12 protein-coding genes are annotated in these 17,562 nt (G+C 71.9%); 7 read left to right on the top strand and 5 right to left on the bottom strand.

The window, feature by feature from the left end; all coding sequences use genetic code 11:
* Nucleotides 1-320: 320 nt before the first annotated feature.
* Together ACFHVL_RS21675 and ACFHVL_RS21670 are read left to right on the top strand one after the other, a co-directional pair.
* Nucleotides 321-4,352 carry a S8 family serine peptidase gene (locus ACFHVL_RS21675; protein ID WP_416630209.1) on the top strand — a complete coding sequence of 1,344 codons (4,032 nt, stop codon included), beginning with the start codon at nt 321-323 and terminating at the stop codon, nt 4,350-4,352.
* Nucleotides 4,353-4,503: 151 nt separating this feature from the next.
* Nucleotides 4,504-5,571, top strand: a complete 1,068-nt coding sequence (locus ACFHVL_RS21670) for an acyltransferase family protein (RefSeq protein WP_416630208.1) — start codon at nt 4,504-4,506, stop codon at nt 5,569-5,571.
* Nucleotides 5,572-5,585: 14 nt separating this feature from the next.
* Here ACFHVL_RS21670 and ACFHVL_RS21665 read toward each other — a convergent pair whose 3' ends face one another.
* A complete protein-coding gene (locus ACFHVL_RS21665; protein WP_416557357.1) occupies nt 5,586-6,512 on the bottom strand; it encodes an acetamidase/formamidase family protein in 927 nt (308 codons plus the stop codon).
* Nucleotides 6,513-6,696: 184 nt separating this feature from the next.
* On the opposite strand from ACFHVL_RS21665, the gene ACFHVL_RS21660 reads away from it, so the two are divergent.
* Together ACFHVL_RS21660 and ACFHVL_RS21655 are read left to right on the top strand one after the other, a co-directional pair.
* Nucleotides 6,697-7,236: an NUDIX domain-containing protein gene (locus ACFHVL_RS21660; RefSeq protein ID WP_416557358.1), complete on the top strand. Its 540-nt coding sequence runs from the start codon at nt 6,697-6,699 to the stop codon at nt 7,234-7,236.
* A complete protein-coding gene (locus ACFHVL_RS21655) occupies nt 7,233-7,832 on the top strand; it encodes a DUF1707 SHOCT-like domain-containing protein (protein ID WP_416557359.1) in 600 nt (199 codons plus the stop codon). The genes ACFHVL_RS21660 and ACFHVL_RS21655 overlap by 4 nt, the downstream gene beginning before the upstream one ends.
* Here the strand turns inward: ACFHVL_RS21655 and ACFHVL_RS21650 are convergent.
* Nucleotides 7,804-8,517 (bottom strand): 4'-phosphopantetheinyl transferase family protein, encoded by a 714-nt coding sequence (locus ACFHVL_RS21650; RefSeq protein ID WP_416630206.1) that lies wholly within the window; start codon nt 8,515-8,517, stop codon nt 7,804-7,806. The two genes, ACFHVL_RS21655 and ACFHVL_RS21650, sit on opposite strands and share 29 nt — an antisense overlap.
* Before the next feature lie 136 nt (nt 8,518-8,653).
* Entirely contained in the window at nt 8,654-10,174 is a 1,521-nt protein-coding gene (locus ACFHVL_RS21645) for a hypothetical protein (RefSeq protein WP_416630204.1), read from the bottom strand.
* A gap of 220 nt (nt 10,175-10,394) precedes the next feature.
* On the opposite strand from ACFHVL_RS21645, the gene ACFHVL_RS21640 reads away from it, so the two are divergent.
* Entirely contained in the window at nt 10,395-15,194 is a 4,800-nt protein-coding gene (locus ACFHVL_RS21640) for a family 43 glycosylhydrolase (RefSeq protein ID WP_416630203.1), read from the top strand.
* A gap of 112 nt (nt 15,195-15,306) precedes the next feature.
* Here ACFHVL_RS21640 and ACFHVL_RS21635 read toward each other — a convergent pair whose 3' ends face one another.
* Nucleotides 15,307-15,540, bottom strand: coding sequence for a TM2 domain-containing protein (locus tag ACFHVL_RS21635; protein WP_416630202.1), 234 nt, complete (start codon nt 15,538-15,540; stop codon nt 15,307-15,309).
* A 178-nt stretch (nt 15,541-15,718) separates the two neighbouring features.
* Nucleotides 15,719-15,934: a hypothetical protein gene (locus ACFHVL_RS21630; RefSeq protein WP_416630201.1), complete on the bottom strand. Its 216-nt coding sequence runs from the start codon at nt 15,932-15,934 to the stop codon at nt 15,719-15,721.
* A 240-nt stretch (nt 15,935-16,174) separates the two neighbouring features.
* Between ACFHVL_RS21630 and ACFHVL_RS21625 the strand changes: the two genes are divergently transcribed.
* Nucleotides 16,175-17,158 (top strand): zinc-dependent alcohol dehydrogenase, encoded by a 984-nt coding sequence (locus tag ACFHVL_RS21625; RefSeq protein WP_416630200.1) that lies wholly within the window; start codon nt 16,175-16,177, stop codon nt 17,156-17,158.
* 2 nt (nt 17,159-17,160) lie between these two features.
* Nucleotides 17,161-17,559, top strand: a complete 399-nt coding sequence (locus tag ACFHVL_RS21620) for a 6-pyruvoyl trahydropterin synthase family protein (RefSeq protein ID WP_416630198.1) — start codon at nt 17,161-17,163, stop codon at nt 17,557-17,559.
* Nucleotides 17,560-17,562: the final 3 nt, after the last annotated feature.

Raw genomic sequence — 17,562 nt, 5'->3', positions numbered from 1 at the left:
GGCTGCGTACTGTCGCCGAGCGGTGATGTACGCGATGCCGGTCGACGCTGCCCACTCCTTGAGGTTCACGCGAGCATCATAGCAGCTTCAAGAGCGCTATAGATGCCCGGAGCGCCAACAGTCAGCTACCCCCAGTGTGTCCCCGCAGGTCAGCCAACCGGGTGGACCGGCCCACGTCAACGGCCCTATGGGAGCCCTCCCAGCGGCGGGCTGTCCCGGTATTGCCCGGCAATTGCCCACCTTGGTGCTTTCACCTGGTCATCGGCGCGCCGAGCATGGCCGGCAGGCGGGATCCGCCTGTCACCACTGTGAGGAGAACGATGATCCATCCACCTGGACGGACCGGCCCGCCACCAGCGGGTATCCGGTACGCCGCCGTGACTGCCCGGGCCGTCGCCGCGACGCTGGCGGTGGTGCTCGGCGTAGCCGCCGTCACCACGGCAGCCGCCCCTGCCGCGTCAGCGGCCCCGATCGGCGGCAACGGCGACGCCCCGGCGGCGGTCAGCGCCGAACTGCTGGCCGACCTCGCCGCCGACGGCACCACCAGCTTCATGGTCTACCTCCGGGAAAAGGCGACCCTGGACGCGGCGTCCCGGATCAGCGACCGGGCCCGACGTTCCGTCGCCACGTACGAGCAGTTGACCGAGGTCGCCGAGCGCAGCCAACAGAAGCTGACCGCCGACCTGACCCGGCGCAAGGTGCCGTACACCAGCTTCTGGATCGCCAACGCGGTGCAGGTCACCGGGGACCGGGCGCTGGTCGACGCGATCGCCGCCCGGCCGGAGGTGGCGCGGGTGGAGCCGCTGCGCAGCCACGAGCTGATCGAGCCGGTCACGCAGCCGTCGGTCGCCGACGACCCGCAGACCCCGTGGGGGGTGGAGCAGATCGGCGCGCCCCGGGTCTGGTCGGAGTTCGGCGTACGCGGCGAGACCGTGGTGGTCGCCAGCATCGACACCGGTGTCCAGTTCGACCATCCGGCGCTGGCCGCCAGCTACCGGGGGAACCTCGGCGACGGCGCATTCGACCACGACTACAACTGGTTCGACCCGACCGGAATCTGCGGGGACGGGTCGCCCTGCGACAACCAGGGGCACGGCAGCCACACCGTGGGCACGATGGTCGGTGACGACGGCGCCGGCGCCCGGATCGGGGTGGCGCCGGGGGCACGGTGGATCGCGGCGAAGGGCTGCGAGGCCCGGTCCTGCTCCGACCCGGCGCTGCTGGCCGCCGGTCAGTGGGTGCTGGCGCCGACCGACCGCAACGGCGAGAACCCGCGCCCGGATCTGCGGCCGGACATCGTGAACAACTCCTGGGGCGGTGGCCAGGCCGACCTCTGGTACGAGCAGGTGGTGACCGCGTGGCGGGCGGCCGGGATCTTCCCGGTCTTCTCGGCCGGCAACGACGGGCCGGCGTGCAACACCGCCGGCTCCCCCGGTGACTACCCGAGCGTCTACACCGTCGGCGCGCACGACGTTGACGGCACAGTCGCGGGCTTCTCCAGCCGGGGCGCGTCCGGGGTGGACGGCCACATCACGCCGGACGTCGCCGCTCCCGGGGTGGGCACCGTCTCGGCGATCCCGGGCAGCCAGTACGGCACCGCCGACGGAACGTCGATGGCGGCGCCGCACGTCGCCGGCACGGTCGCGCTGCTGTGGTCGGCCGCGCCGGCGCTGCGTAACGACTACGACGCGACGGTCGCGTTGCTGGACCGGACCGCGATCGACGTCGACGCGACCGAATGTGGCGGCACGGTGGCGGACAACAACCTGGCTGGCGAGGGTCGGCTGGACGCGTACCAGGTGGTGGCGCAGTCACCCCGCGCGCAGACCGGCCGGCTGACCGGCACGGTGACCGACGCGGCGGACGGCTCCCCGGTCGCTGGGGCGACCGTGACGGTCGCCGGCCGCAGTGTGCAGACCGGACCCACCGGCTCGTACGCGACGTACCTGGCGGCCGGCACACACACCCTCACCGTCTCCGGGTTCGGCTGGGCCACCCGGACGCTGACCGTGACGGTCGGCACCGCGCCGGTGGACCTGGACGTCGCCCTCGACGCGGTGCCGCTGGTCACCCTCTCCGGTCGGGTCACCGACGGCTCCGGGCAGGGCTGGCCGCTGTACGCGCGGATCGAGATCGCCGGCCGCCCCGGCCACCCGGTCTTCACCGACCCGACCAGCGGCCGGTACGCCGTCCAGGTGCCCCGGCACGGCACGTACCAGCTGACGGTGACCCCGCTGTACCCCGGCTACCGGACGGTGACCACCGAGGTGGCGGTCGGCGGCCAGGCCCGGAGGGCGAACCTGGTGGTCGCGGCGCAGATCGCCTGCACCGCCCCCGGCTACACGGCCGACACCGGCGCTACGGTATTCGCCACCGACTTCGCCACCGAGCCGGCCGGCTGGTCGATCGTGGACCGCACCGACGGCGGCGGCTGGACCTTCACCGACCACCACCAGCGGGGCAACCTGACCGGTGGTGCCGGCGGGTTCGCCATCGTCGACAGCGACGGCCACGGCGTCGGCCGCAACCAGGACACTTTGCTGCACACGCCGATGATCGACATCTCGCAGATCGCGGCACCGGTGCTGCGGTTCCGCACCGACGCGCGGATCGCCGGCAATGGCGACGTCGCCGCGATCGACGTCTCCACCGACGGCACCGAATGGGTCAACGTCTCCCAGGTGACCGAGAGCGTACGCGGGCCACAGTTGGTGGAGATTCCGCTGGCACCGGTGGCCGGTGCCGACCAGGTGCAGGTCCGGTTCCGCTACCGGGGCGGGTACAGCTGGTGGTGGCAGGTCGACGACGTGGCGATCGTCGACCGCACCTGCACGCCGGTCGACGGCGGGCTGATCGCCGGGTTCACCAGCGACGCGAACACCGGGACGCCGGTGGTCGGGGCGCGGGTCGCCGACCCGCAGCGCCCGGACGAGTACGGGACGTCGGCGGCCACCCCGGCCGACGAGACGGTGCCGGACGGGTTCTACTGGTTCTTCGCCAGCGGGGCCGGACAGCAGCGGTCGTTCGTCGCCGAGGCGGCGCCGTACCAGCAGCGCAAGCGGACCGCGTCGGTGATCGCCGGCGGCTCCCGGCGGGTCGACTTCGACCTGCGCAGCGGGCAGTTGGCGGTCTCCGGCGCACCGGTCGGGGCGGAGCTGCCAGCCGGCGGCAGCGGCAGCGGCGAGTTCACCATCCGCAACACCGGGACCGCGCCGGTGACGGTGACGGTGCTGGAACGGCCCGCCGCGTCGGCGACGCCGCCGCTGTCCGGGCAGCCGCCGTGGCAGCAGTTGACCGACGCCCCGGACGGGCTGTCCGACAACGCCGCCGTGGTGCTCGACGGCACGGTCTACTCGATCGGCGGCGGCACCCACCTGGGCACCACCCGGCAGGCGTGGGCCTACGACCTGGCCGCCGACTCCTGGCAACGGCTGCCGGACCTGCCCCGCGACCGGGGCAAACCGGCGGTGGCGGCGGTCGACGGCAAGGTGTACGTGTTCGGCGGCTGGGACACCGAGTTCCGGCCGCAGTCGGCGGTCGACGTGTTCGATCCGGCGACCGGGGTGTGGCACACCCTCGCCGGGGTGACCAACCCGGCGCCCCGGGCGGCGGCCGCTGCGGTGGTGATCGAAGGGCTGGTCTACCTGGTCGGCGGTTGCCGGGACGAGCTGTGCCGGGCGTCGGCCGACGTGCTGGCGTTCGACCCGACGACCGGCACGTTCCGGGCCCGCGCCGACTACCCGCACGAGGTGGCGTGGCATGCCTGCGGCGCGATCGACCTGCGGATCTACTGCGCGGGCGGGTACAGCCACGACGGCGACTACGCCGACACCGTCGCCTACGACCCGGACACCGACCGCTGGGCGGCCCGCGCGGACATGCCGCATCACGTGACCGGCGCGGCGTACTCGGTGGCGGCCGGCCGGCTGGTGCTGGCCGGCGGGATGCTGTCCAGCGGGGAGATCACCGACCGGACCATCGGGTACGACCCGGTGGCCGACGCCTGGCAGGAGCTGGCCCGGACCGGGCAGGCCGCCTCCCGGGGCGCCGGTGCCTGCGGCGGGCTGGCGATCGGCGGCATGTCGCCGCAGTGGGCGGCGCTGCCGTCGATCTCGCGGTGGTCCGGGGCGGACGGCTGCGCGCCGCCGGCCGAGGTGCCCTGGCTGCGGGTACGCCCGGCCAGCTTCACGTTGGCGCCGGGCGCGTCAAAAGCCGTCACGGTACGGTTCACCGCTGACGCCGCGACCGGGGTCGACGGGCCCGGCCGCTACACGGCCACGTTGGCGCTGCGGGCGCAGACCCCGTACGAGGTGCCGACCGTGCCGGTGGAGTTGACGGTGCGACAGCGCTGAGTCGACGGGTGGTACGGGGTGTCCGATCGGCGCCCCGTACCACCCGTCGCTGGTCCCGGCGTGAGATGCCGCCGGGCATTAACCGGATTGTCGCCGGCCGGCAACCGGGCGTTGCGCGGGTACCGAGGTTGCCGGTCTAGCGTCGGCGCTCATGCGTGTCAGCGGGCTCCTAAGTGACCGCGACGGTGACCGGGACCCCGACGTCGCTGCCCCGACGGTCGCGCCGGCCCGCTCCGGCGAGCGCAGCCCGTACATCGACGCGCTGCGGGCGTTGGCGATCCTGCGGGTCTACCTGCTGCACACCCTGTGGCTGACCTGGCTGCCGCTGGCGTTCCCGGCGATGCCGGTGATGTTCGCGCTGGCCGGCTACCTCACGGCCGTGTCGCTGGACCGGGGTGCGCCGCTGCGGGTGGTCGGCTCCCGGCTGCGCCGGCTGCTGCCGCCACTGTGGGCGCTCGCTGCGGTCGCCGTACCGCTGATGGTCCTGGTCGGTTGGCGGCCCAGCCTGCCCGACGTCGCCTGGTGGGTGGCCCCGCTGCGCAACCCGCCGTCCAGTGAGTGGGGCGGGCCGTTCTCGCTCGGGCTGTGGTACATCCGCGCCTACCTCTGGCTGGTGCTGCTCTCCCCGCTGCTGTGGTGGGCGTTCCGGCGCTGGCCGGTCGGCGCGCTGCTGACCCTGCCCGCACTCGCGGTACTGCTCTCCTCCCCGCTGGTCGACCTGCCGGTCAACCCGGTCACCGACGTGGTCTGGTCGATGGCCGCGTACGGCACCTGCTGGCTGATCGGCTACGCCCGGCACACCGGGCTGCTGGACCGGGTCCCGCTGAGGTGGTACGCGCTCGGCGTCGGCACGCTGGCGATCGGCGCGACGATGTGGCTGGCCGAGCGGGGCGAGGACGACCGGCTCGGCGCGCTGGTGTGGGGGTGGGCGGTGGTGCTGCTGCTGATGCGGGCCCGGCCCCGGCTGGACTGGCTCACGCAGGTGCCGTGGCTGGCCCGGCTGATCCGCATGGTCAACGCTCGGGCGGTGACCATCTACATCTGGCACCTGCCGGTGCTGTACGCCGCCAGTGGGCTGCTCACTCTGACCGGCCTCTACGCCGGCAAGGCGGCCATCCTCGGCGTCGGCACCGTACTGCTGGTCGCGGTGGTACTGGCCCTTGGCTGGGTCGAGGACCTCGCCGCCCGCCGCCGCCCATCACTCCTACCGCCCAGCTGAGCCGGCTGGCACCCTCAGCGGAGGGCGTCGTCGGCGAGCCGGGCGTGCACGCCGACGACGCCGTTGACGATCTGCGTCACCCGTACGTCGACGACGATGCTGGCCAGGGCGACCGCGTCACCCCGGGACAGCCCGTGCCGGCGGGACATCAGGGTGATCATCGCGTCGAGGGCGTCGGCGGCCGCGGCATCGAGAGTGTCGCCCAGGCCGAGGGTCAGCCAGGCGCCGTCGACCCGGGCCACCGGGCCGGTCAACGGTCGGTCGTCGACCAGATCGAAGGTGAGCTGGACCCGGTCCATCGGGCATTCGATCGCCGTACCGCAGATCTCGCCGTCGCCCTGGGCTGCGTGCCCGTCGCCGACGGAGAACAGCGCGCCGTCGACGGTGACCGGCAGCAGCAGGGTGCTGCCGGCGACCAGGTCCTTGCAGTCCAGGTTGCCGCCGCAACGCCGGGGCGCAATGGTCGAATGCTCGCCGGGCTGCGCCGGTGGCATGCCGAGCACCCCGAGGAACGGCCGCAACGTCACGGTGTGGCCGAGCTGGTTGCGTCCGGTGCCGGCGGCGGGGTCCAGCTGCCAGGTGTGCACCGTCTCGGTGCCGGCGATCCCGTACCGCTCGCTGTGCGGGGTCAACGCGCTGCCCGCCAGGGTGGTGCCCCAGTCGGCCGGCAGCACCTCGTCGACGCGTACCGACAGGGTGGTCCCGGGCCGGGCGCCGCGCACCGCGACCGGCCCGACCAACGCGTGGCCGAACCCCGGCCGGTGCGCCGCGTGCCGGGGCCGCTGGTCGTGCGGGCCGCCGGCGTACGGCCCGGCCGACCACCAACAGTCCAGGGTACGGAAGGTGACCGTGTCTCCGGGGTCGATGGTCAGCACCGGTGGATAGTCCGGTGAGAGGTAGCCGTGCAGGGTCCGGGCGTTCGGCTCCAAGGTGTGCCGCATCGCCGCAGGCTACCGCCGCCGGTCCAACCAGCGCAGCGACCGGCGCAGGTAGCTGCGCTGGTGGTGTCCAGATGCCGGGCCCAGCGGGTCAGGATCCCCGACCGGGCGCGGCCGGCGGGTGCCCGCCGGCGGTCGGATAGGTGACAGCGGGCCCGGCCCGGCGACCGGCGTATCGTCGGACGCTGTGACTGGCGTGCCCTACTCGTTCTGCTCGTCGTGCGGTGCCCGCTACCCGGCCGACGCCGACTGGCCCCGGTCCTGTGACCACTGTGGGCAGCAGGTGTGGCGCAACCCGACGCCGGTGGCGGTTGCCCTGGTGCCGGTGACGAGTCCACAGGGGATCGGGGTGGTGGTGCAGCGCCGCGACATCGAGCCGGCGCGCGGCGAGCTGGCTCTGCCGGGCGGTTTCATCGAGTACGGCGAGGACTGGCGGACGGCGGTGGTCCGCGAGCTGCGCGAGGAGACCGGGCTGGCCGGGCGGTCCGACCAGGTGCGACTGTACGCCGTGCGCAGCGTGCCGAACGGCGCCAGCCTGCTGATCTTCGGGGTGCTGCCGCCCCGACCGGCGGAGACGTTGCCGGTGTCGGTGGCGACCGAGGAGGCCACCGAGTGGCTGGTGGTGACCGAGCCGGTCAGGTTGGCGTTCCCGTTGCACACCGAGGTGCTGGCGCGCTACCTGACTGATCCGACGAACCCGGCGACGCTCGGTACGCTGTGGGCGTGAGTGACCTTCCTGACCGGCTGCCCCCAGACCGGCTGCGGGCCTCCGACGCCGACCGCGAGCAGGTGGCGGAGGTGCTGCGGGCCGCGGCCGCCGAGGGCCGGATCGATCTGCCCGAGTTGGACGAACGACTCGGTCGGGTGTACGCCGCCCGGACGTACGCGGAGTTGGAGCCGCTGACCCGGGACATTCCCCGTGCGGTGTCCGACTCGGTCGCCCGGCGGGGCGATCACGGTCTGGAGCCGTCGCGGCCGTCGCAGTGGGCGGTCGCGGTGATGAGCGGGGTCGACCGCCGGGGCCGGTGGGTGGCACCGGGCAGGTTGCGGGCGCTCGCCTTCTGGGGCGGTGGCCGGTTCGACCTGCGACAAGCGCAGCTCGACGCGAACGTGATCCGGATCCAGGCCTGGGCGATCATGGGCGGGATCGAGATCGTGGTGCCGGATGACGCCGAGGTGTCGATCACCGGGGTGGGCGTGATGGGCGACTTTGGTCAGCGGGCCGCCGGACTGGGCAGCCCCGGCGGGCCGAGAATCCACATCAGCGGGTTGGCGTTCTGGGGCGGTGTGACGGTCAAGCGTCGGGGCCGGCCGGGACGCTGATCGCGGCGACGATCAGGCCGTTGCGGGCCAGCCACCGGCCGGTGAACCCGGTCAGCGGCGTGCCGTCGGGCAACGCCGGGCCGGGCACCAGCAGCCGGGCGGTGAAGTCCCCGTCGGTGGCGGCGCCGCTGGAACCGGGGGCGACGGTGCCGTCGGGGCCGGGGTTCGCCTCGACGTACGCCTGCTCGAAGCCGAGCCAGCGTTCCGCCAGCGGGTACCACGCCTTGTAGACGGCTTCCTTGGCGCAGAACAGCAGCCGGTCCCAGTGCACCTGCGGGTGGCTGTCCCGGCGGGCGGTCAGCCAGGTGAGTTCGTCGGGCATGGTGATGCTGTTCAGGACGCCGGCGGGCAGCGGCTCGTGCGGTTCGGCATCGATTCCGACCGTGGTGAGGTCGACCGACCGGGCCACCACCGCCGCGCGGTAGCCGGCGCAGTGGGTGATGCTGCCGACCACCCCGGCCGGCCAGCGGGGTTCGCGGCGTGCACCGGACGGCACCGGTACGCCGGGGAAGCCCAGCTCGGCGAGGGCTTCATGGGCGCAGCGGCGTGCGGTGCCGAACTCACGACGGCGCTTGTCGACCGCGTTGCCGAGCACCGCGGACTCCTCGGGGAACAGGGTGACCGGGACGTTGTCGTCGAACGCCTCGCGGGCGACCGCCGTGGCCGGCAGCAGTGCCTCGATCATCCCGCTCCGTCCTCCGTCACTGTCGTGGCAGGTGGTCGGGTGTCACTGGCAGACCCGCCATTCGCCGTTCTCCTCGACCAGTCTGACGGCCTCCTGCCGCTGTGCGCCACCGTCGTAGGTGACTTCGACGGCACGGCTACCCCGCATAGGCCCGGGCGAGACGCTGGTGTTTCCGGTCGTCGGTACGCCGGGCGAGCGCCCGCAGCTCAGCGGGACCGCTCTGCGGCTGGTGGGCGCACCAGGCGGTCAGCAGCCGTTCGGCGCTGTCCGGATCGCTGTCGGCGGCGAGCGCCACCACCACCTCGGCGGTCTCGTCCAGCAGCTCCGCCACGGTCGGCACCACGACGCCCTGTTCGCGCAGACGGTGCGCGACCAGCGCGGCGCCGAGTGGCGTCAGGCTGATCTCGTCGTCGGTGAGCCGGACCGCGCCGAGATCGGCCAGCCGCGCGAACAGCCGGTCGGCGTCGTTGTGGGCGAGCCGTCGCCACGCCTGCTGCTGCTCCTCGGTGCCGCCGTTCGGCACCAGCATCGACTCCTCCAGCGACTGGTGCAGCAGCTCACGCAGAGCCGGGACCGGCAACGGCCCGGCGGACGAGCAGAGGGAGAACGCCGCGATGACGACGGCGTCGTCGAACCGCCACCGCATCGACGACTCGTTCCAGCCGCTGCCGCACACGGCCGCCCCGATCTCGGGCAGCGCCGCGTACAGCCGCTGGGCCAGGGCGAGCGGGTCGGTCAGCAGCTTGGCCGCGCTCTTGACCGGCACGAGCCGCCCCTTGACCACCCGAACCACTCGGGCGGCCCGGGCCCAGGCGACGACGACCGAGAGCCCGTACAGCTCCTCGCTGCTGCGGGTCTTGAACACCCGGTCGCCGACGGCCGGGTCGATCACGTCGGCGGTGCCGAGCAGCGGGACCAGTTCCCGGGCGTCGGCCAGCCGAAGGTTGCCGTTCGGGGTCAGGGTACGGCCCTGGCCCATCCAGGTCACCAACTGCCGGACCTGGTGCAGGATCGTCGACGATTCGGCCGCCGTGCGCAGCTCGGCGTCGTCCGGGACGACCACCAGTGGCAGGGTCGGTGGGCGTTGGGCGCGGTCGGACGCGGCCAGGTGGTTGGCCATGATCTGGTTGAGCAGGTCCCGGTCGACGGGGATCCGGCCGGCGTGCACGTCGGCGATGAACGCCTGGGCGGCCGCGTTGTCTGTCGGGTCGACGCCGTCGCGCATCATCCGGGTGGCCCAGTACTTCGCCGGGCCGTAGCGCCGCTCGTCGGCCAGCGCCTCGGCGACCGGTCCGGCCAGCTCGTCCAGCGTCCTGTGCAGCAGGTCCCGATCGGCGCAGTGCCGGTCGGCGAGCCCTTCGTCGAACAGGAAGTCGACGAGTCCCCGTACGCTCGGCACGACGGCGTCCCAGTCGTGCGGGTGCATGGTGACCTGTCGGGGAAACCAGTCGAGCAGGGCGGCGGTGAGGTCGTCGGGGTGCCACCGGCCGAGCAGACCGTCACCGTGGCTCCACCGGTGGTCCAGCAGCGTCTCGATCACGAATGGGTCGAGTTCGGTTCGCCGCTGCCGACGCGCCCACTTCCCGACCTGGCCGACCAGCCGCTGTCGGGCCGGGTGGAAGGTGTCGGAGTCGGCTGTCGTGTAGACCGTTCTCATGCCGCGCGACCTTACCGTCCGCTGGTGTCGGCGGCGGGAAGCCGGGTCGTCGACCCTTGACGACAAGGTACGACCCGGTTAACACTCTCGCAACAGCCGTGTCGCGGCAGCGAATCGGAACCGACGACCCGGCTCCTGTCCACCAACTTTTGTTAACGCTAACAACAACTGATACCGGATCTCAAACAAGAAATCGGACACCTCCCTGGAGGAGACAGTCATGCCGCAGCGGGATCGACCGCGTACCGCCGGACCACGACGAACAGCCCTGGCATCACTCGCCGCCCTCGCCCTCACCGCCAGCCTGCTGGCCGCCGGCCCGACCACCGCCACCGCCGCCGGACCGACCGACGGACTTGTCCTCTGGTACGAACTGGATGCCACCGCCGGGACCGTCGCCACCGACGCCTCAGGCAACGACCGGCACGGCACCGTGCACGGCACCGCCAACTGGTCCGGTGAAGAAGGACTCGGCCTCAACGGCACCGACACGTACGTGGATCTGCCCGACGACGTTCTACGCGACCTGGACTCGGTCACCGTGACGATGGACGTGCTCATCGACCCGGCGCAGGCCACCCCCTACTTCATCTTTGGGATAGGCAACACCAGCGGCGGCACCGGCGACGGCTACCTGTTCGCCACCGGCGACCAGTTCCGCGCCGCGATCGCCAGCGGCAACTGGTCCACCGAGCAGAACACCCGGCCGAACCCGACCCGCAACCTCGCCCGTGGCGTCTGGAAGCACCTCACATACACCCAGTCCGGCACCACCGGGGTGCTCTACGAGGACGGGGTCGAGGTCGGCCGCAACACCGCGGTCACCATCACCCCCGGGTCGATCGGCGGCGGCACCACCACCGCAAACTACATCGGACGTTCGGTCTACACCGGCGACCGCTACCTCGCCGGTCGGGTGCGTGACTTCCGCATCTACGACCGGGCGGTCACCGCCGACGAAGCTGCCCAGCTCGGTGCACGCGCGGCGGCCGCGGTCGTCGCCCACGACGCGGCCGAGCTGGACCTCGGCGACACCAGCCGGGTCACCGCCGACCTCCCACTGCTGGCAACCGGGCCGGGCGGCTCGGCCATCGACTGGACGTCCAGCGACCCGGCGGTGGTCGCCACCGACGGTACGGTGACCCGACCGGCCGTCGGCCAGCCCGACGCGCAGGCCACGCTCACCGCCACCCTGAGCCGGGGCACCGCCACCGACACCAGGACCTTCGAGGTGACCGTACTGGCCGAGTTCGACGACGCGCAGATCGTCGCCGACGCCGCCACGGCGCTGACCGTGCACAACGTTGACGACGTGCGCGGCAACCTGACCCTGCCCACGGCGGGGGCCGTCGGCACAGCGGTCGCCTGGACGTCCAGCGACCCGGCGGTGATCGCCACCGACGGCACGGTGACCCGACCAGCGGCCGGAGCCGGCGACACCACCGTCACGCTGACCGCCACCGTCACCCGCAACGCGGCCAGCGCCACCCGCGAGTTCACCGCCAGCGTGCCCGAACTGCCGGCACCAGCCGCCCGCACCGGCTACCTGTTCAGCTACTTCACCGGTGAGGGCACCGCCGACGGCGAACAGGTCTACTTCGCCCTCAGCCAGGGCAACGACCCGCTGCGGTGGCAGCAGCTCAACGACGGCCGGCCGGTGCTCACCTCGACGCTCGGCGAGAAGGGGCTGCGCGACCCGTTCATCATCCGCTCCCCGGAGGGTGACAAGTTCTACCAGATCGCTACCGACCTGCGGATCCACGGCAACGGCAACTGGGACGGTGCGCAGCGGCACGGCAGCAAGTCGATCATGGTGTGGGAATCCACCGACCTGGTCAACTGGACCGACCAGCGCCTGGTCCAGGTCTCCCCCGACACCGCCGGCAACACCTGGGCACCGGAGACGTACTACGACCCGTCGATCGGCGCGTACGTCGTCTTCTGGGCTTCCAAGCTGTACGCGGCCAACGACCCGGACCACACCGGGAGCACCTACAACAAGATGCTGTACGCCACCACCCGGGACTTCCACACCTTCTCCGAGCCGCAGGTGTGGGTGGATCCCGGCTACTCGGTGATCGACTCGACGGTGATCGACCACGACGGCGTCTACTACCGGTTCACCAAGGACGAGCGCAACAACTCCTCGTCGACGCCGTGCAGCAAGTTCATCCTCGCCGAGACGGCGACGTCGTTGCGCGACACCGAATGGGACTTCCTCACCGACTGCATCGGCCGAGGCTCGATGTCCCAGGGTGAGGGACCCACCATCTTCAAATCGAACACCGAGGAGAAGTGGTACCTGTTCATCGACGAGTTCGGCGGACGCGGCTACATCCCGTTCGAGACCACCGACCTCGCCTCCGGTGACTGGACACCGTCGAGTGACTACGCGCTACCGTCGCACCCGCGCCACGGCACCGTGCTGCCGGTCACCCAGACCGAGTACGACGCGCTGCTCGCCGCGCACGGACCGGACCCCGGGCCGGAGCCGACCGACGGGCTGCTGGTGCACTACGAGTTCGACGAGACCGGCGGCAGTGTCGCCACCGACTCCTCCGGGCAGGGCCGGCACGGCCGGTACGAGCGGACCCCCGCGTTCGGCACCGGCGTCGACGGCAGCGGCTCGTTCAAGATGAGCGGCGGCGCCAGCAGCTCCACCACCGCGCCGTACGTCACCATCCCCAACGGCGTGTTCGCCGGGGTCACCAGCACCACCGTGGCGACCTGGGTCAAGTGGGACGCCTCCAGCACCGCCAACCAGTGGATCTACGGTCTCGGCCCGAACAGCGACCGCTACCTGTTCAGCACGCCGCGCAACGGCGGTGGGGTGCTGTTCTCGGCGGTCACCACCGGCAGCTGGCAGGCCGAGAAGCAGCTGCGGGCGTCGTCGGCACTGACCGGCGGCGAGTGGAAGCACCTCGCGGTGACCGTCGACTCGGCGACCCGTACCGCCGTGATGTATCTCGACGGAGTCGCGATCGCCCGGGCCACCGACGTCACCGTGCGCCCGGCGGACCTGCACGACAGCACCCGCGCCTACGCCGGATACATCGGACGGTCGCTGTACGGCGCCGACCCGTACTTCGCCGGTGAGGTCGACGACTTCCGGATCTACGGCCGGGCGTTGACCGCCGACGAGGTGTACGCCATCGGCGGTGACCCGACGGCGATCACCGGTGCGACGGTGCCGCAGCTCAAGGTGGATGCGATCGTCGACGCCGACGACCGCCGGGTGATTCTGCCGGTGCGACCGGACGCCGACGTCACCGCCCTGGCACCGGAGTTCACCCTCGCCCCCGGCGCCACGGTCAACCCGGCCTCCGGGACCGTACGGGACCTGAGCACACCGGTGACGTACACGGTCACCGGCGCCGACGGGACCACCGCGACCTGGACCGTCGAAGCCCGACTGATGCGCTCGCCGGTGCTGCCCGGGCTGTACGCCGACCCGAACATCGCGGTCTTCGGCGACCGGTTCTACCTCTACGCCACCACCGACGGGTTCGCCGGCTGGAGCGGCACCAAGTTCTCGGTGTTCTCCTCGGCTGACCTGGTCAACTGGACCGACCACGGGGTGATCCTGGATCTGGAGACCGACGTCGACTGGGCGGACAACAGCGCCTGGGCACCGACGATCGCCGAACGCGACGGCAAGTGGTACTTCTACTTCAGCGGCGGAAAGGCCACCGGCGACACCGGCAAGCACCTGGGTGTCGCGGTCGCCGACTCCCCGACCGGGCCGTTCCGCGACGCGCTCGGCGAGCCGCTGGTGCCGGCCGGGACGTACCCCGGTCAGATGATCGACCCGGCGGTGTTCACCGACGACGACGGCCGCTCCTACCTGTACTGGGGCAACGGCAACGCCCACCAGGTCGAGCTCAACGAGGACATGGTGTCGTTCGACCCGGCCGAGGTGACCTCGCACCGGCCGGCCGGATACAACGAGGGCGCGTTCGTCATCAAGCGGGACGGCCGCTACTACTTCATGTGGTCGGAGAACGACACCCGCAGCGAGGACTACCAGGTGGCGTACGCCGTCGGCGACTCGCCGCTCGGGCCGTGGAGCGAGCGGCGGGGCACCATCCTGCGCAAGGACCTGTCGTTGGGGATCAAAGGCACCGGCCACCACTCGGTGGTGCGGGTGCCGGGCACCGACGACTGGTACATCGCCTACCACCGGTTCGCCATCCCGGACGGCGACGGCACGCACCGGGAGACCACCATCGACCGGCTCGAGTTCGCCGCCGACGGCTCCATCGTCCCGGTGGTGCCGACCCTGGAGAGCATCGCGCCGATCCGGCCGGTCAACACCGCCCCGGTGATCATCGCGGTGACCGGGCCGGCCGGGCCGGTCGCGGCTGGTGCTGAGGTCAGCGTCACCGCGACGTTCAGCGACAACGGCGCCGACGACACCCACCGGTGCCTGGTGGTCTGGGGTGACGGGGCCGTCGGCACCGGCACGATCGACGGCTCCGCCTGCGTCGCCAGCCACGCCTACGCCGAGCCTGGCGTCTACCGGCCGGCTGTCACGGTGCTCGACGACCGGGATGCCGCGCACACCCTGGCCGGCGGCTATCTGGCGGTGCACCGGGCCGACGGCGGGCACGTCGCCGGCTCCGGCCGGTTCACCTCGCCGGCGGGGGCGTACGTCGCCGACGAGCAGGTGGCCGGGCGGGCCGAGTTCGGGTTCGTCGCGGCGGCCGGGCCGGACGCGACCGGGCCGGGCCCGGTGGCGCTGCGCCTGCGCGTCGGCGAGTGGGAGTTCGCCGCGACCAGCCACCGGGGGTACGTGGTCGACGGCCCGCAGGTGCGGTTCAACGGCCGGGGCACGGTCAACGGTGCCGGCGACTACGAATACATGGTCGGGCTGAACGACGAGGCGCTGCGCGAGCAGGGCAAGGATCGCTTCTGGATCCGGGTCCGGGAGGCGGCCACCGGGACGGTCGTCTACGACAGCCGAACCAACGCCAGCACCACGGCGCTCGACAGTGGAGCGGTCGTCGTCGATCTACCGTGAGCAACGCCGGGTCGCCTCCCGGACGGGAGGCGACCCGGTCGCCTGACCTGCGTCGTGACGGGCCGACGCGCCGCCGCGACCGGCGGCGCGTCGGCCCGTACACCGTCCTGGGTCACTTGGCGAGCGGCTGGCCCTGCTTGTCGCTGAACTTGCCGATCAGGATGACGATGAGGTCGATCAGCACCCAGAGGCCGAGGCCACCGAGGGTGACCAGCATCAGCACACCGGTGCCGATCTTGCCGACGTAGAACCGGTGCACGCCGAGCCCGCCGAGAAAGAAGCAGAGCAGCAGCGCGACGATCCAGGACTTCTGCCCGGTGGCCGGCCCTGACATGGTCTGCGACATTTAAGATCCTTCCGAAGTGGACCCCCGCCATGGAGACGCGGGCGGGAGTGGGGAAACCGTAGCCGAACGGGAGATACGTCCGGTCGAATACGACGACTGGGCACGGTACCGCAACCCGATAGGTCAGGTCACGACCGCCGTCGCAATCAGTAGGCAATCACCTCGTGTCGACCGGAACTCAGTGACGCCGCCGATCCTTCACTCCGGCGCCGTACAGCGTCGGTCGGCCGTGGTAGTCGCGGATCAACGCCGGCACGTCCTCGTAGCCTTCGGGATGCCACACCGAGCCGAAGAAGCCCAGTTCCGGTGGTCCAGCCAGTCGATCGCGGCGCCGACGAACACGGATCTCCCACCCGGTCGACCGGACCGCGTACGGGCCGAGCCTGTGGGCCACGTGTTGCGCGACCAGTTGGACGTCGTCGAGGACGAATTCTGGGCCTGTGTCCGAGACGGGACAATGCCCAAGCGGGACAACCCAGATACACCTGCGGAATCGCTTCCCGCCGAACTCGTGCATCTGCTGAGCCGACGGGTCGTGACGCCGCACCGCCCGGCGGCTGTTCGATCACCGTTCGTCACCCTCCGTGTCCTGCGTATGGTTACCGGGGCCAACCGGGACGACGAGAGGACGCCGATGACGCTGCGCGAGCACGCGTTCTGGCTGCGCACCCCCGGCGAAGGTGAGATCAGACCGGTCGAGGTCGGCCCGCCCGGCGAAGGTGAGGTGCTGGTCCGCACCCTGTTCACCGGACTGAGCCGGGGCACCGAGACCCTGGTCTTCCGCGGCGAGGTGCCACCCAACCAGTACGCGACGATGCGCGCCCCCCACCAGGACGGCGACTTCCCCGCCCCGGTCAAGTACGGCTACCTCAACGTCGGGCAGGTCGAGCAGGGTCCCGCCGACCTCGTCGGACGTACCATCTTCTGCCTCTACCCGCACCAGACCCGCTACGTCGTGCCGGCCGACGCGGTCACCGTCGTCCCGGACGCCGTACCGGCCCGCCGGGCGGTGCTCGCCGGCACCGCGGAGACCGCGGTCAACGCGCTGTGGGACGCCGCTCCTCTGCTCGGCGACCGGATCTCGGTGGTCGGCGCCGGCATGGTCGGCGCCACCGTAGCCGCACTCGCCGCCCGCTTCCCCGGCGCACGGGTGGAACTGGTCGACGTCGACCCCGGCCGGGCACCGGTCGCCGCCGCGCTCGGCGTCGACTTCGCCCACCCGGACGACGCCGCCGACGGACGCGATCTGGTCGTGCACGCCAGCGCCACCTCGGCCGGGCTGGCCCGGTCGTTGGAGTTGCTCGCCGTCGAGGGCACAGTGATCGACCTCAGCTGGTACGGCGACCGGACGGTCGCCGTACCACTCGGCGAGCACTTCCACTCCCGCCGGTTGACTATCCGCAGCAGCCAGGTCGGCCGGGTGTCGCCGGCCCGCCGGGACCGGCACGGGTACGCCGGCCGGCTCGCCGTCGCCCTGGACCTGCTCGCCGACGACGTCTTCGACACCCTGCTGACCGGCGAAAGCGACTTCGCCGACCTGCCCGGGTTGCTGCCCCGGCTCGCCGACGGCTCACTGCCGGCGTTGTGTCACGTGATCCGTTACCCGACTGGAGGATGAGAATGTTCAACGTCACCGTCCGTGATCACATGATGGTCGCCCACAGTTTCACCGGTGACGCGTTCGGCCCGGCGCAGCGGCTCCACGGAGCGACGTTCGTCGTCGACGCCAGCTTCAAGCGCACCGACCTCGACGACGACAACATCGTCGTCGACATCGGGTTGGCCAGCGAGCAGCTCAAGGCCGTACTGGCGGACCTGAACTACCGCAACCTCGACGACGAGCCGGCGTTCACCGGGGTCAACACCTCCACCGAGTGGCTGGCAAAGCTGATCGCCGACCGGCTGGCCGACCGGGTGCACGCCGGTGACCTCGGCGTCGGTGCCCGTGGCCTGGCCGGGATCAGCGTCACCCTGCACGAATCGCACATCGCCTGGGCGAGCTACGAACGGGCGCTCTGACCG

Source organism: Micromonospora sp. LOL_023, assembly GCF_048060115.1.
Taxonomy (GTDB): Bacteria; Actinomycetota; Actinomycetes; order Mycobacteriales; family Micromonosporaceae; genus Micromonospora_E.
This window is presented reverse-complemented; position numbering and strand designations above follow the sequence as displayed.

Bases quoted from the DNA above. Each gene is read 5' to 3' on its own strand.
- ACFHVL_RS21625 (WP_416630200.1), top strand. From the start codon at position 16,175: ATGACGCTGCGCGAGCACGCGTTCTGGCTGCGCACCCCCGGCGAAGGT.
- ACFHVL_RS21645 (WP_416630204.1), bottom strand. From the start codon at position 10,174: ATGAGAACGGTCTACACGACAGCCGACTCCGACACCTTCCACCCGGCC.
- ACFHVL_RS21640 (WP_416630203.1), top strand. From the start codon at position 10,395: ATGCCGCAGCGGGATCGACCGCGTACCGCCGGACCACGACGAACAGCC.
- ACFHVL_RS21675 (WP_416630209.1), top strand. From the start codon at position 321: ATGATCCATCCACCTGGACGGACCGGCCCGCCACCAGCGGGTATCCGG.
- ACFHVL_RS21665 (WP_416557357.1), bottom strand. From the start codon at position 6,512: ATGCGGCACACCTTGGAGCCGAACGCCCGGACCCTGCACGGCTACCTC.
- ACFHVL_RS21650 (WP_416630206.1), bottom strand. From the start codon at position 8,517: ATGATCGAGGCACTGCTGCCGGCCACGGCGGTCGCCCGCGAGGCGTTC.
- ACFHVL_RS21670 (WP_416630208.1), top strand. From the start codon at position 4,504: ATGCGTGTCAGCGGGCTCCTAAGTGACCGCGACGGTGACCGGGACCCC.
- ACFHVL_RS21620 (WP_416630198.1), top strand. From the start codon at position 17,161: ATGTTCAACGTCACCGTCCGTGATCACATGATGGTCGCCCACAGTTTC.
- ACFHVL_RS21635 (WP_416630202.1), bottom strand. From the start codon at position 15,540: ATGTCGCAGACCATGTCAGGGCCGGCCACCGGGCAGAAGTCCTGGATC.